Origin of the sequence: Pseudonocardia sp. Ae505_Ps2 (assembly GCF_001932425.1) — a bacterium.
In the GTDB taxonomy this organism is placed as follows: domain Bacteria; phylum Actinomycetota; class Actinomycetes; order Mycobacteriales; family Pseudonocardiaceae; genus Pseudonocardia.
This window is the reverse complement of record NZ_MCIP01000001.1, coordinates 1,898,031-1,911,578: the sequence shown is the minus strand read 5'-3', so window position 1 is coordinate 1,911,578 and position 13,548 is coordinate 1,898,031. Positions and strand designations below refer to the sequence as shown.

At 73.4% G+C, this 13,548-nt stretch carries 13 protein-coding genes and 1 tRNA gene; 9 read left to right on the top strand and 5 right to left on the bottom strand.

Annotated elements, in window-relative coordinates; genetic code table 11:
* Positions 1-49: 49 nt before the first annotated feature.
* Complete coding sequence (locus Ae505Ps2_RS09040) at positions 50-640, top strand: hypothetical protein (protein ID WP_337819625.1); 591 nt, start codon at positions 50-52, stop codon at positions 638-640.
* Positions 641-976: 336 nt separating this feature from the next.
* Positions 977-3,805 (top strand): type I DNA topoisomerase, encoded by a 2,829-nt coding sequence (gene topA / locus Ae505Ps2_RS09035; RefSeq protein WP_305775541.1) that lies wholly within the window; start codon positions 977-979, stop codon positions 3,803-3,805.
* A 61-nt stretch (positions 3,806-3,866) separates the two neighbouring features.
* Here topA and Ae505Ps2_RS09030 read toward each other — a convergent pair whose 3' ends face one another.
* Positions 3,867-4,340, bottom strand: coding sequence for a GatB/YqeY domain-containing protein (locus tag Ae505Ps2_RS09030; RefSeq protein ID WP_020627793.1), 474 nt, complete (start codon positions 4,338-4,340; stop codon positions 3,867-3,869).
* Positions 4,341-4,378: 38 nt separating this feature from the next.
* Between Ae505Ps2_RS09030 and Ae505Ps2_RS09025 the strand changes: the two genes are divergently transcribed.
* Together Ae505Ps2_RS09025 and Ae505Ps2_RS09020 are read left to right on the top strand one after the other, a co-directional pair.
* Positions 4,379-5,329: a metallophosphoesterase gene (locus tag Ae505Ps2_RS09025; protein WP_020627794.1), complete on the top strand. Its 951-nt coding sequence runs from the start codon at positions 4,379-4,381 to the stop codon at positions 5,327-5,329.
* A 37-nt stretch (positions 5,330-5,366) separates the two neighbouring features.
* Positions 5,367-5,443: transfer RNA gene (locus Ae505Ps2_RS09020), tRNA-Pro, on the top strand.
* 50 nt (positions 5,444-5,493) lie between these two features.
* Here Ae505Ps2_RS09020 and Ae505Ps2_RS30285 read toward each other — a convergent pair.
* Entirely contained in the window at positions 5,494-5,778 is a 285-nt protein-coding gene (locus Ae505Ps2_RS30285) for a TetR/AcrR family transcriptional regulator C-terminal domain-containing protein (protein ID WP_139318853.1), read from the bottom strand.
* On the opposite strand from Ae505Ps2_RS30285, the gene Ae505Ps2_RS09015 reads away from it, so the two are divergent.
* The 5 genes from Ae505Ps2_RS09015 to Ae505Ps2_RS08995 all read left to right on the top strand — a co-directional run bounded on the left by Ae505Ps2_RS09015 (position 5,777) and on the right by Ae505Ps2_RS08995 (position 8,542).
* Positions 5,777-6,031 carry a VOC family protein gene (locus Ae505Ps2_RS09015; RefSeq protein ID WP_083695499.1) on the top strand — a complete coding sequence of 85 codons (255 nt, stop codon included), beginning with the start codon at positions 5,777-5,779 and terminating at the stop codon, positions 6,029-6,031. The genes Ae505Ps2_RS30285 and Ae505Ps2_RS09015 overlap by 2 nt on opposite strands.
* 109 nt (positions 6,032-6,140) lie before the next feature.
* A complete protein-coding gene (locus Ae505Ps2_RS09010; RefSeq protein WP_020627797.1) occupies positions 6,141-6,473 on the top strand; it encodes a hypothetical protein in 333 nt (110 codons plus the stop codon).
* A 340-nt stretch (positions 6,474-6,813) separates the two neighbouring features.
* Positions 6,814-7,017: a cold-shock protein gene (locus Ae505Ps2_RS09005; protein ID WP_020627798.1), complete on the top strand. Its 204-nt coding sequence runs from the start codon at positions 6,814-6,816 to the stop codon at positions 7,015-7,017.
* A gap of 106 nt (positions 7,018-7,123) precedes the next feature.
* Entirely contained in the window at positions 7,124-7,954 is an 831-nt protein-coding gene (locus Ae505Ps2_RS09000) for a phosphotransferase (RefSeq protein ID WP_075308821.1), read from the top strand.
* A 9-nt stretch (positions 7,955-7,963) separates the two neighbouring features.
* Entirely contained in the window at positions 7,964-8,542 is a 579-nt protein-coding gene (locus Ae505Ps2_RS08995) for a GNAT family N-acetyltransferase (protein ID WP_075308824.1), read from the top strand.
* Here Ae505Ps2_RS08995 and lnt read toward each other — a convergent pair.
* The 3 genes from lnt to Ae505Ps2_RS08980 all read right to left on the bottom strand — a co-directional run bounded on the left by lnt (position 8,517) and on the right by Ae505Ps2_RS08980 (position 13,492).
* On the bottom strand, positions 8,517-10,013 hold the full coding sequence (gene lnt / locus Ae505Ps2_RS08990; protein ID WP_139320150.1) for an apolipoprotein N-acyltransferase: 1,497 nt from the start codon (positions 10,011-10,013) through the stop codon (positions 8,517-8,519). The genes Ae505Ps2_RS08995 and lnt overlap by 26 nt on opposite strands.
* Before the next feature lie 4 nt (positions 10,014-10,017).
* On the bottom strand, positions 10,018-11,409 hold the full coding sequence (gene mptB, locus Ae505Ps2_RS08985) for a polyprenol phosphomannose-dependent alpha 1,6 mannosyltransferase MptB (protein ID WP_075308826.1): 1,392 nt from the start codon (positions 11,407-11,409) through the stop codon (positions 10,018-10,020).
* Positions 11,410-11,497: 88 nt separating this feature from the next.
* Positions 11,498-13,492, bottom strand: coding sequence for a hypothetical protein (locus Ae505Ps2_RS08980; RefSeq protein ID WP_233147709.1), 1,995 nt, complete (start codon positions 13,490-13,492; stop codon positions 11,498-11,500).
* Positions 13,493-13,548: the final 56 nt, after the last annotated feature.

Here is a 13,548-nt window from a genome sequence, read left to right as displayed (position 1 = left end):
CCCGCTGGGCAAGGTCGAACATGCGTTCTATGCTTCGCGGGTGCCGCAGATGTCGCTGTTCTCCGCGGAGGCCCGGCCGGCCGGGCTGACCGACCTGGCCGGGCTGCTCTGCGGGCCCGGGCGGATCGAGCGGTTCGGCGCCGGGGACACGGCCCGGTTCGACGTCCCACTGCCGATCGAGGGGCGCGAGACCGCGCTGGCCGCGCTGGCGGCGGCCCGCGGCGTCACCCTCGCCCCCGGGGCGTCCGGGATGCGCAGCGCGTTCCGGCGCGACCTGGTTCCCCTGGCCCGCGCCTGGTGCACGCCGGAGGGTCGCAAGCAGATCCCGCCGGACTTCCAGCTCGACGGCGCCGCGCTCCGGCTGTGGGCGCTCGCCGCGGGCACCCCCGACCTGCGGGGCGGGTACCTGCTGCTGCTCGATCCACAGGCGTCGTGGACACACGGCCCGCTGATCGCCGCCGCCACCCGGGCCGGCCTGCCCCCGGCACGGCTCGCCCCGGGGGAACACGGCGCGCCCGGCCCGGCGTTACGCCTGCACGGAGCGCGTCGACTGGCCCGACTGGTGGAACTGGTCGGCCCCGCGCCGCGGATGACGAATCCGGCCGACTGGCCCCGGTACCGCGGCCGACCGGCCGCCTGACCTGCCGAACTACGGCTGGGTCTACGCTGGCGACTCGCCCGCTCCCAGTGGCACGAGCCACGACACGGAGCGACGACGGTGTGAGATCGTGCGATCGTCGACCCCGAAGAAGACGCTCAGCGCAACCGTCCCGGCACGCTCCGGGACCGCACGATGCACCTGTACGGGGTCGGATAACGGCGACGACGTCGCAGGGACCGCGACGCAGCCGAGGAGATGAGGTAGGACCACGTGGCAGCAGCGACAACGGGAACGACGGGTTCGGCACGCACGTCGGGGGGCAGCACGCGCAAGCCGACCTCGACGGCGAACGCATCCGGCCGCCCGACGCGCCGCCTGGTGATCGTCGAGTCCCCCAGCAAGGCGAAGAAGATCCAGCCCTACCTGGGCAACGACTACATCGTCGAGTCCTCCGTCGGGCACATCCGTGACCTGCCGCGCGGTGCGGCGGACGTGCCCGCCAAGTACAAGGGCGAGTCCTGGGCGCGGCTCGGCGTCGACGTCGACAACCAGTTCAGCCCGCTCTACATCGTCACACCGGAGAAGCGCAGCACCGTCTCGGAGCTGCGCGAGGCGCTGAAGACCGTCGACGAGCTCCTGCTCGCGACGGACCCCGACCGCGAGGGCGAGGCCATCGCCTGGCACCTGCTCGAGACCCTCCAGCCCAAGGTCCCGGTCCGGCGGATGGTCTTCCACGAGATCACCGAGTCGGCGATCCGGGCGGCCGCGGAGAACACCCGCGAGCTCGACCAGCACCTCGTCGACGCGCAGGAGACCCGCCGCATCCTGGACCGTCTCTACGGCTACGAGGTCTCCCCCGTGCTGTGGAAGAAGGTCATGCCGAAGCTGTCGGCGGGCCGCGTCCAGTCGGTCGCGACCCGGCTGATCGTGCAGCGCGAGCGTGACCGCATCGCGTTCCGCTCCGCGGAGTACTGGGACATCGCCGCGACCCTCGACGCCGGGGAGAAGGCCACCCCGCGCTCGTTCGGCGCACGGCTGGTGCAGGTCGACGACAAGCGCGTCGCCACCGGCCGCGACTTCGACTCGCTCGGGCAGCTGAAGAAGGGCTCCGCCGAGGTCGTCACCCTGAACGAGGCGCAGGCACGCCGCCTCGCCGACGGGTTGCAGGACCGTCCGATGGAGGTCGCCTCCGTCGAGTCCAAGCCCTACACGCGCAAGCCGTACCCGCCGTTCATGACCTCGACGCTGCAGCAGGAGGCGGGCCGCAAGCTGCGGTTCTCCTCCGAGCGCACGATGCGCAGCGCGCAGCGCCTGTACGAGAACGGCTACATCACCTACATGCGTACGGACTCGACGACGCTGTCGGCGACGGCCATCGAGGCCGCCCGCTCGCAGGCCCGTGAGCTCTACGGCGACGCCTACGTCGCGGACTCGCCGCGCCAGTACACGCGCAAGGTGAAGAACGCCCAGGAGGCCCACGAGGCCATCCGCCCTGCCGGCGAGACCTTCCGGACCCCCGGTGCGATCGCCCGCGAGGTCGACGGTGACGACTTCCGTCTCTACGAGATGATCTGGCAGCGGACCATCGCCTCGCAGATGAACGACGCCCGCGGGACCACCGTGAGCATCCGGATCGCGGGCACCGCGGGGACCGGCGAGAAGGTCGTGTTCGCGTCCTCCGGCCGCACGATCACCTTCCCCGGCTTCCTCAAGGCCTACGTCGAGACCATGGACGACGAGTCCACCGGCCAGGCCGACGACGCCGAGTCCCGGCTCCCGGAGCTGACCGAGGGGCAGGCGCTGACCGCCACCGAGCTGGTGCCCGACGGGCACTCGACCAGCCCGCCGTCGCGCTTCACCGAGCCCGCGCTGGTCAAGGCGATGGAGGAGATGGGGATCGGGCGGCCGTCGACGTACGCGTCGACGATCAAGACCATCCTCGACCGCGGCTACGTCTGGAAGAAGGGCTCCGCGCTCGTCCCGTCGTGGGTGGCGTTCGCCGTCGTCGGGCTGATGGAGCAGCACTTCGGCCAGCTCGTCGACTACGACTTCACCGCCGCCATGGAGGACGACCTCGACTCCATCGCCTCCGGGGACGACTCCCGCGTGCACTGGCTGTCCGGCTTCTACTTCGGCGACGAGGGCGCGGACACCGGGTCGGAGATCGCGAAGGCGGGCGGGCTGAAGAAGCTCGTCGGCGCGAACCTGGAGGAGATCGACGCCCGCACGGTGAACTCGATCCCGATGTTCACCGACGCCGAGGGCCGCGACGTCGTCGTCCGGGTCGGGCGCTACGGCCCGTACCTGGAGCGGATCGTCGACGGCGAGTCCCAGCGGGCCAACCTGCCCGACGACCTGGCCCCCGACGAGCTGACCGAGGAGATCGCCGAGAAGCTGTTCTCGGTGCCGCAGGAGGGCCGCAAGCTGGGCACCGACCCGGTCACCGGCCACGAGATCGTGGCGAAGGAGGGCCGCTTCGGCCCCTACGTCACCGAGCTCCTGCCCGAGCCGGAGGTGCCCGAGGGCGCCAAGAAGAAGCCGGCCAAGCCCAAGCCGCGCACCGGCTCGCTGTTCAAGTCGATGTCGGTCGACACCGTCACCCTCGAGGACGCGCTGCGGCTGCTGTCGCTGCCCCGGATCGTCGGCACGGACCCGGACTCCGGTGACGAGATCACCGCGCAGAACGGCCGCTACGGCCCGTACCTGAAGAAGGGCACGGACTCGCGGTCGCTGTCGAACGAGGAGCAGCTCTTCACGGTCACCCTGGAGGAGGCCCTGGGGATCTACTCCCAGCCCAAGCAGCGGGGCCGTGCCGCCGCGGCACCGCCGCTGCGCGAGCTGGGTGAGGACGCCTCGACCGGCAAGAAGATGGTGATCAAGGACGGCCGGTTCGGCCCCTACGTCACCGACGGCGAGACGAACGCCAGCCTGCGCAAGGGCGACTCGGTCGAGGAGATCACCGACGAGCGGGCGTCCGAGCTGCTCGCCGAGCGGCGGGCGAAGGCCCCCGCGAAGAAGACCACGACCCGCAAGCCGGCCGCGTCGAAGAGCACTGCGTCGAAGAGCACCACGGCCAAGAGCCCTGCGGCAAAGACCGGCACCCGCACGGCCGCGGCGAAGAAGACCACGACGCGCAGCACGGCGGCGAAGAGCACCACGACGAAGTCGACCGGGACGCGCACCCGCAAGACCCCCACGACCTGAGTCGAGGACGGGCCCCGCACCGGAGCGATCCGGTGCGGGGCCCGTCGTCGACGGGGGCGGGTCAGCCCGCGGCGAGGGCCTTCTTCACCGCGGCGGCGACACGGCCGCCCTCGGCGCGGCCCGCCGCGGCGGCGTTCGCCTTCTTCATGACCTGTCCCATCTGCCGCATGCCGGGCCGCTCCCCGGTCTCGGCCTCCACCTCGGCGACGGCGGCGGTCGCCAGGGCGGCCACCTCGTCGTCGTCGAGCTGGGTCGGCAGGTACCGGGCGAGGACCTCGCCCTCGGCGCGCTCACGGTCCGCGGACTCGGGGCGGCCGCCGTCGGCGAAGGCCTGGGCGGACTCGGCACGCCGCTTGGTCTCCTTGGTGATGACCGCGCGGACCTCGTCGTCGGAGAGCTCCCGGGCGGTGTCACCGGCCACCTCGGCGTTGCCGATCGAGGTCAGGACGGATCGCAGGGTCGTCCGGACCAGCTCGTCCCTGGCCTTCATCGCGGTGGTCAGGTCGGCCCGCAGCTGCTCCTTGAGGGTGCTCACGGGTCGCCACGATAGTCCCGCGACGTACGCTGGATCGCGTGAGTATCGCTGGGACCCTCGCACGCACCGCCGCCGGAGCCGCCCTGCTCGGGGCCTCGGGAATCGGGTACGCGGCGGGGATCGAGCGACGGCACTGGACGCTGCGCCGGGTCGAGCTGCCCGTCCTCGACGAGGGTGCGCGGCCGCTGCGGATCCTGCACCTGTCGGACTTCCACCTCATGCCGGGCCAGCGCAGCAAGATGCGGTGGATCGCCGCGCTCGACGAGCTCGACCCGCACCTGGTGATCGACACCGGGGACAACCTGGCGCACCCCGACGCCGTCCCGGGCGTGCTGACCGCACTGGGGAGGCTGTTGGAGCGGCCGGGCGCGTTCGTGTTCGGCAGCAACGACTACTACGGCCCCACCCGGAAGAACCCGGCCCGCTACCTGCGTCGCGGGGACACCAGGCGGGTGCACGGGGCGGACCTGCCCTGGACCGACCTGCGCGCCGCGTTCCGCGAGCACGGCTGGGTCGACGCCACCCACGCCCGGCACCTGCTCGAGGTCGACGGCCGGTCGGTCCGGATCGCGGGCGTCGACGACCCGCACCTGAACCTGGACCGCTACCCGCGCATCGCCGGCCACGACGCCGACGCCGACCTGCGCATCGGGCTGACCCACTCCCCCGAGCCGCGGGTGCTCGACGGCTTCGCCGCCGACGGCTACGACCTCGTCCTCGCCGGCCACACCCACGGCGGCCAGCTGCGGCTGCCCGGCTACGGCGCACTCGTCACCAACTGCGGGATCGACCGGGGCCGTGCCCGCGGGGCGAGCCGCTGGGGCAGCCGGATGCGGCTGCACGTGTCGGCCGGGCTGGGCACCTCGCCGTACGCGCCGGTGCGCTTCGCGTGCCCGCCGGAGGCCTCGCTGCTGACCCTCGTACCGCGGACGACCGGCCCCGATGCGCGGACGGGAACCCCCGCGCAGGCCACGGAGGGCATCGGGTAGAGTTCTCCACGGCTCACGGGGAGACCCGAGTGTCCATCGGGGTGTGGCGCAGCTTGGTAGCGCGCTTCGTTCGGGACGAAGAGGTCGCAGGTTCAAATCCTGTCACCCCGACCACATGAAGGCCCAGATCCAGCGGATCTGGGCCTTCGTCGTGTTCCGGTGGACTACTCCCCGACGAGCCCCGCGAGCCCGTCCAGGGTCCGCGCGAGGCCGAACTCCCACGCGCGATCCGGATCCCAGGCGCTCCCGTGGGCCGCGCCCACCGCGCTGCCGACCCGGACCGCCAGCGGGTAGACCTCCGGGTCCAGCACGCGGTCCAGCAGCGGCGCGTTGACCGCCCACCACTGCTCGTCGGTCAGCGACGATGCCAGGGCCGCCTCGCGGGCCTCCTGCTCGGCGAGAGCGGCGGCGGACGGGTTCGCCTCGCTCACCCGCGACGACGTGGGCATGAACGTGATCTTCCTGCGACGCGGCCTGGAGACGCTCCCGGACGACCAGCGCGGCCTCCACGCGGCCGGGCAGATCCTCGCGTTCACCGTCGACGACCTGGAGGGCGAGCTGACACGCCTCGTCGAGGAGGGGGTCGCCATCACCATGCCGCTGACCACCGAGGAGTGGGGCGAGCGAGCCTTCCAGGTCCGCGACCCCAACGGCGTCGTCGTCCAGCTCGTCGACTGGAACGGGGCGACCGCTCCCCGGTAGCGGACCGCCACCGGCTGCTCGACGGCCCGTGGTCGGAACCACCGGGGCACGGGCGACCCGCCGGGGTGGTGGGGTGCGACGACAGGGCGTGATGCGGGATCCTGGAGGAATGAGTGAGAACCCGGTAGCGCTCGAACTGGACGACGCGGGACTGGCCGGTGGCCTCCCCCGCCCGGCACACCAGCTCGACGGGATCCAGGACGTACCGTTCCGCCCGGTCCAGTTCCGCGACAACGACCTCCCGACCGCACTGGAACGTGCCGCGCAGTGGCTGCGCGAGACCCAGACCTGGCTGGGCGAGCCGGTGGACGTGATCGCCATCCACCTCGACTACAACGAGGCCTCGGAGGCCGCGTACTACGAGCTCAAGCTGCTCTGCAACGAGGAGGACCTCGCCGGCGCACCCATCGCGGTGCGGCAGCGGGCCGCCACCGACGCCTGATCCCCCGACGACGGGTCGTCGCCCCGGCCCCCGGGGCGACGACCGTCAGTGACGAGGGTCACGATCGGCACCATGATCAGCAGGTCACGGACCCGGGATCGTCGCCTCCGGGCCCGCCGGGAGGAACGGGTGTTTGGCCCACACGGCGTGCTGCGGTAGCGTTCCTCTCGGTCACCGTAGTTCTGAGTTTCGTGTTTCGCAGGCGTCCGCAGAATGATGATGCGGGCGGATCCGCTGTCTTTGGTGTAGCTGAAGCTGGCTGCCGTCTGGGAATTCCTCTGACCCGGGCAGCCGCACGACGTGGTTGTTCCGTCCGAAAGCTGCATGACAAGGAGTCACCATGACCAACGGAACCGTGAAGTGGTTCAACGCCGAGAAGGGCTTCGGCTTCATCGCTCCCGAGGACGGCGGCGCTGACGTGTTCGTCCACTACTCGGCGATCGAGGGCAGCGGCTTCAAGGAGCTGCAGGAGAACCAGGCCGTGTCCTACGAGGTCACGCAGGGCGCCAAGGGCCCGCAGGCCTCCTCGGTGTCCCCTCGCTGAGACACCCCGCCCGGCAGTAGCGCCGGGCAGTAGTTCCTCCGTCCGATGGCGGCATCCCCACTGGGGGTGCCGCCATCGGCGTGTTCCGGGCGGCTAGCGTCGTGCCGTGCCGCTGTCCGCCCGTCAGGCCTCGTTGCTCGGATCCTGGCTGCCCGGGCACGAGGTCGTGGCCGACCTCGGCTGGGGCCTGGTCGGGACCACGGTGCTGCGGGTTCGCCACGACGGCGTCGACCTCGTCGTGAAGGCCGGCGACGACGCCGACGCCCACATCGCCCGGGAGATCCGCGCCCACCGCGAGTGGCTGGCCCCGCTCGTCGCCCGCGGTCGTGCGCCGGAGCTCCACCGGGCCGATGCCGACGCGAAGCTGCTGGTCACCCGCTACCTGCCCGGGGCCCTGGTGCAGGACACACCCGCCGAGCACGAGCCGTCGACCTACCGCGGGGCCGGGGAGCTGCTGGCACTGCTGCACGACCGCGTAGCCGTCGACGACGACGGCTACGGCGCCCAGTTGCGCGACACCGTCCTGACCAGGCTCGGGCGTCCGCACCGCATCGCACCCGGGATCCTCGCGCGGCTGCGGGCGGAGGTGAGCGGCTGGCCGGTCCCGGCGGCCCGGCTCGTTCCCACCCACGGTGACTGGCATCCGCGCAACTGGTTGGTGCACGACGGGGCGGTCTCGATGATCGACCTGGGCCGGGCGGCACTGCGCCCACCGCTCACCGACCTCGTCCGCCTGGCGTCCCGCCAGTTCCGGTGGGACCCGGCGCTGGAGGCTGCCCACCACGAAGGCTACGGCGGCGACCCGCGCGAGCCCGGCCCGTGGCGCCGCGAATGGGTCGCCGAGGCCGTCGGCACCGCGACCTGGGCCCTGCAGGTCGGCGACGAGCCGTTCGAGGCCCATGGACACCGGATGCTCGCCGAGGCGTTCCCGGACTAGCGTGGCGCGGTGCCCCTCGTCGTCGCTCCGGCCACCTCCTTCGACGACCTCGCGACCCTGCTGGGCCCGAAGCGCTCCCCCGACGCGTCGGTCTGCTGGTGCCTCTCGCACCGGCTGCCCGCGGCGCGGAACCGTGCCCTGACCGGCCGGGCCCGGGGCGAGTACGTCCGGGAGCTGACGACCCGCGTGGTCGCGCCCGGCGTCGTCGCCCACGACGACGGCGAACCGGTCGGCTGGGCCGCCGTGGCCCCGCGCGCGGAGCTGCCGTTCGCCCGCTCCCGCACCATCCCGCGCGTCGACGACCTCCCGGTCTGGTCGGTGTGGTGCTTCCGGGTCCGTGCCGGCCACCGGGGCCGCGGCATCGCGCACGCCCTGCTCGCCGGCGCCGTCGGGTACGCCCGCGACCAGGGCGCACCGGCCGTCGAGGGCTACCCGGTGGACAACCGGGGAGCCCGGGTCGACCTGACGATGGCCTATGTCGGCACCCGCGCGTTGTTCGAGGCGGGCGGGTTCACGGTCGCCGCGGAGACCACCGGGGTGTCCGGCGGGTTCCCGCGGGTGGTCATGCGCCGGTCGACGTCCGGCTGAGCTCCCGGCGGCGCAGCAGGTACCCGGCCGCGGCGGCGAGCAGCCCGGCGAGCGCCAGACCGTGCTCGAACCAGGCACCCCAGCGGGTCGCGAACGTCAGCTCGGTGCGCAGCGGCACCGGCTCGACCAGGGTGTCGGCGGTGTAGAGCCCGGTCCTGGCGACGACGGAGCCGTCCGGCCGGATCACCGCGCTCGCCCCGGACAGCGCCGCGACGACCGCGGCCCGGCCGTGCTCGACGGCCCGCAGCCGCGACATAGCGAGGTGCTGCCAGGTCATCTCGCCCCGCCCGTACCAGGCGTTGTTGGTCGGGATCACCAGCAGCGAACCACCGTCGGCGACGCCGTCGCGCAGCACGTGGTCGTAGGCGGTCTCGTAGCAGATCGCCGTCGCCACCCGGGTGCCCGCGACGGGCAGGACCCCGGGCGCCGTACCCGGGGTGAAGTCGGCCAGCGCGACGAACGGGGTCAGGTACTGCGTGACCGCCCGCAGCGGGATGCGCTCGCCGAACGGCACGAGCTCCTGCTTCGCGTAGCGCTCCCCCGCTCCCGTCCCCGGGTTCCAGACGACCACCGCGTTCTCGGTGTCGGTCGCACCCGCCTCGTAGTTGGCGCCGATCAGGAACGGCACGCCGAGCGCGTCGACGGCCCGGTCGACCGCCGGGTCGACGCCGTCGGTCGACAGCGAGCTCTCGGGCCACACGACGAGGTCCGGCCGCGCGACCGCGCCGGACCGGACCCGGTCGGCCAGCACGGAGGTCTCGGCGAGGCTGTTCGCGCGCAGGGTCCGACCGGCCGAGAAGAGACCGAGCCCGATGTCGGGCGCGTTGCCCTGCACGACCGCGACGGTGCGGGTGCCGTCCTGGGCGTCGACGGGCGGGGTCGGCACCGCGAGCAGCACGAGCACGATCACAACGACCGGGACGAGGCCGACGACCCGGCGCGGGCGCTGCAGGAACGCCGCCACGCAGAATCCGGCCGCGACCACCGCGACCGACACCAGTGGGGCCCCACCGATCGCGGCCAGCGGCAGGAACGGTCCCTCGACCTGCCCGAACGCGACCCGGCCCCAGGGGAAACCGTTCAGCGGGAACCTGCTCTGCAGCCACTCCTGCGCGGCGAACGCGAGCGCACCCCACACCGGTGCGGCGGGCAGCCGGGCGGCGAGGGCGACGAGCGCGCCGCCGAGCGCCGGGAACCCCGCCATCACCAGCGACAGCCCGACCCACGGGAACGGCCCGTAGTCGCGGCCCAGGAAGTCCTGGATCCACATCAGGTGCGCCAGGTAGAACGCGAACCCGAACACCGCACCCAGCCACGCGGCACGGCGTACCCGGACCCCGGACAGGGCCCACCAGAGCAGCGCGAACGCCACGATCGCGGTCCACCACACGGTGCGCGGCGGGAACGCCAGGTGCAGCAGCACCCCGCCGACGACGACCGCCGCGATCCGCGGCGCGAGTGCCTTCACCACGGGGTCAGCATGATCCGGTCGCGGCGCGGGCCCGCGCGCGGGTCCGGACGAGCACCGCCACCACCACGCCGACGACGAGCAGCGCGCCCGCGTAGGCGGCCGCGAGCTGCCCCGGCCGACTGGAGAAGTCCCCCGCGAGCGGCGGCACCAGCACCGCGGACACCGCCACGACTCCGGTCAGCACCGCCCGCGGCCGCGGGCGGTGCGGCACGCAGGCCAGCGGGGTCAGGGCCCACAGCAGGTACCACGGGTGCAGCACCGGCCCGAGCACGACGACGGCGCCGAGCACCAGGCCGAGCGCCGTCGTCGCGGTGGTCCGGCCGCGGGCCTGCGCCACGAGCACCCCGGCCGCGAGCACCGCGGCGAGCACCGTCCCGACGGTCCGCGCCACCGTCAGCGCCGCGGCCGGGTCCGCGCCGAGCACGCCCGCGAGCGCCGCGGCCCAGTTGGTCGGCGCCATCCAGCTGAACAGCTGCCCGGGTGCGGAGACCGCGGCGAGCCAGCTCCCCGCGCCGACCTCGACGGACGACACCACGAGCGCGACCGCCACGGAGACCCCCGCGACCAGTGCGACCGCGGCCCACCGGTGGGCGCGGCCGGACGCGGACCGGGTCGCGGCGACCGCCAGGACCACGAGCCCGGCCGCCGCGGGGACCTTCACCAGCGCCCCCAGCGCGACGAGCGCGGTGCCGGCGACGAGCGACGTCCGCGGCCCGCGCAGCCCGACGGCGAGCCCCAGGAGCAGCAGCGCGAGCATCGGCCCGTCGTTGTGCATCCCGCCGACGACGTGCCAGAGGACCAGCGGGTTCGCGACGCCCCACGCCAGTGCCGTCCCGGGCGGGACCCCGTGCACGCGGGCCAGGCGCACCACGGCCCACGCGATCCCCGCCACCGCGACGACGGCGAGCATCCGGTACGCCGCCACCCCGGCGACCGCCCCGTCCCCGGCGACGGCGGCGACCGCCTTCTGCCACAGGTCGGTCACCGGCCCGTAGGGCGACGGCGTCTCCCGCCAGTAGCCGTCGACCCGCGCGAGGACCGGCGACCCGGCGGGCAGCCCGGCCGCCGGGCCGGTCCGGTGCGGGTCGGCCCCGCCGAGCGCAACCATCCCCTGGGCGAGGTAGCTGTACACGTCGCGGGAGAACAGCGGCGGCGCGACGAGCAGCGGCGCGGCCCAGGCGAGCAGCGCACGCACCGCGTGGGCGGGGGCCACCGGTGCGCGCACCAGCAGCAGCCACGCCACGACGACCAGACCCATCCCGGCCACCGCGGCGCCGAGCGCGAGCGCCGCCTCGGGCCGGAGCACCACCGCCCAGGCACCGCCGGTCAGCAGCACCGCTCCGGCCGCGCCGAGCACCGTCGGCACCCCGGCGACGGCGCCGGGCGCAGGCGGCACCGCACCGACGACGCCAGGCGCAGGCGGAGCCCCTCCGGCGGCACCGGGCGCAGGCGGGTCCTGGCGGCGTTCCTCCCCCACGGCCCGGTCAGACGGTCGGGGCCGCCGGGCCGTCGGAGGCCTGGAGCGCGCCGGCGGGGAGCCGGTCGACACCCCAGCTGCGTTCGATGTAGCCGACGATCGTGTCGATGACCTCGGCGGGCACCCGGCCGGGCTCGCCGAGCTCCAGCGGGTCGCCGTGGAAGATGTAGAGCCGCGATGCGAACTGGTCGAACGGCAGCGACGCCTCGCCGAAGCGTTCCCCGTTGCCCGCGGTCGAGACGACCACGCCGTCGCCCCAGTCCTGTCCGCTGTCGTTGTTCGGGTTGTAGAAGTACACCCGCATCACGTCGCTGGGGTCCGGCGCGACCCGCAGGATCGCGATGGCGTGCCAGCCGACGTAGCGGGCGGCGCTGTCGGTCACCGCGATCCCGGCGGGCTGCGGGTGGATCAGCGGCTGCCCTCCGTTGTAGGCGGGGTGGTAGCCGGCGTGGAACTGGCGCAGGAAGGCGTCGAGGTCGATGAGGTTGCCGGTTTCGACGTCGACGTTGATGTGGAAGCCGCGGGCCGCCCACCAGCCGTGGAACTCCGGGTTGACCCAGCGGTGCGGGTCCCCGGGCCGGTCCGCGCAGCGACGGCCCATCTCGGCGTAGATCCGGTCCAGGTGCGGGACGACGACCAGCGACACCGGGTCGAGGTCGATCGGCAGCTTCTCCGCGACCCCGGCCCCGATCTCCTGCGACGAGATCCGCTGTCCCTCGAAGTGCATGACGATCTCGTCGTCGCGGGCCGCCCAGACGACCATCTGGAGCAGGTAGTCCGGGTCGTTGTAGGCCCACATCGACAGGGCGCGCGCGGACTGGCAGGTGGGGTTGTCACCCTGCCCGACGCCGAGCGGCTGGCCCAGCATCGACAGCACGCCGGCCAGCAGCCGTACCTCGGGCTCGGGCTGCTCGCCGAACGCGGCGACCAGGCGTTCCCGGGCGGCCGGGCCGATCTCGAGCGCGATCTGGCGCCACAGCCCGGGCACGACCGGCGGCTCGTAGAGGATCCCGCGGTCGAGCAGCAACGCCAGACCGTAGATGCACTGCGCGGTGTGCGGGGTGACGGCCTCCTCGATCAGCCGGTGGACCAGGTCGCGGAAGCGCAGCAGGCAGTTCTTGCCGGTGTCGGACAGGCCGAGCGCCTCGGCGAGCAGGTAGTCGCTCTCGTGCCGCAGGAACTGCAGCAGCTCCGCGTGGTACGGCGACACGAGCCCGGTGTCGTGCATGGCCCGGGCGAACCCGGCCGCCTCGTACTGCAGGCCGCCGGTGTCCATCGCCTCCAGACGCGAGCGGAAGACGTCGATGCCCGGGTCCTCGCGACTCGCCTCGGTGGTCCCGAACAGCGCGGTGATGAGCCGATCGAGGCCCTGCCCGGAGGACAGGTCGACGCTGGGGTCGCCGCGCCACACCGACAGCCGGGTGATCAGCGACGTCACCTGGTCGACCTGGATCGGACGTTGGCGCAGGATCCGCCAGATCTCGGCGACCAGCTTGTCGAGGATGCTGTCGTAGCCGATGCCCTCGGCGATGTGGCGGAACAGGTCGCGGATCATCTGGGCCGTCCGGCCCTCGTGGACCCGCTCCGCCTCGGTCGGCGGGGTGAACAGCAGCTCCAGGTTCATCGCCAGCACCTGGGACAGGAACTGGCGGGCCTCGTCGGCCGAGATCGCGGGGTGGTCGTACTCCCCCAGGGCGACCGCGAGCATCCGCAGCTCGCTGGTCGCCTCCATCACCACCGTGTCGGCGACGCCGCTGTGCAGCCCCGCCCCGACGAACGCCGGGACGAGGATGTCGGGCTGGGCCCAGTCGGTGCCGGCGAACACGCCGGCCTCCTCCAGCTGCCGGGCACGGGCCTGCACGGCGGCGGGGCCACCCTCCTGCAGCAGCACGCGACGGAGCTGCTCCAGAACCCTGCGGATCTTCGTCGTCTTGCCGAAGTCCGTGGTCCGGGCAAGGTCGCGGGTGGCGTCGTCGAGCGAGACCAGGCGCCTGTCCAGCACGGAGGTCCCACTCGCGACGTCGACGGTCGGTTTCACACGGCTTCCCTCGTTCGGGC

Coding starts and splice junctions, on each gene's coding strand:
- Ae505Ps2_RS09040 (WP_337819625.1), top strand. CDS start 50: ATGTCGCTGTTCTCCGCGGAGGCCCGGCCGGCCGGGCTGACCGACCTG.
- Ae505Ps2_RS09015 (WP_083695499.1), top strand. CDS start 5,777: ATGAACGTGATCTTCCTGCGACGCGGCCTGGAGACGCTCCCGGACGAC.
- Ae505Ps2_RS30285 (WP_139318853.1), bottom strand. CDS start 5,778: ATGCCCACGTCGTCGCGGGTGAGCGAGGCGAACCCGTCCGCCGCCGCT.
- Ae505Ps2_RS09010 (WP_020627797.1), top strand. CDS start 6,141: ATGAGTGAGAACCCGGTAGCGCTCGAACTGGACGACGCGGGACTGGCC.
- Ae505Ps2_RS09005 (WP_020627798.1), top strand. CDS start 6,814: ATGACCAACGGAACCGTGAAGTGGTTCAACGCCGAGAAGGGCTTCGGC.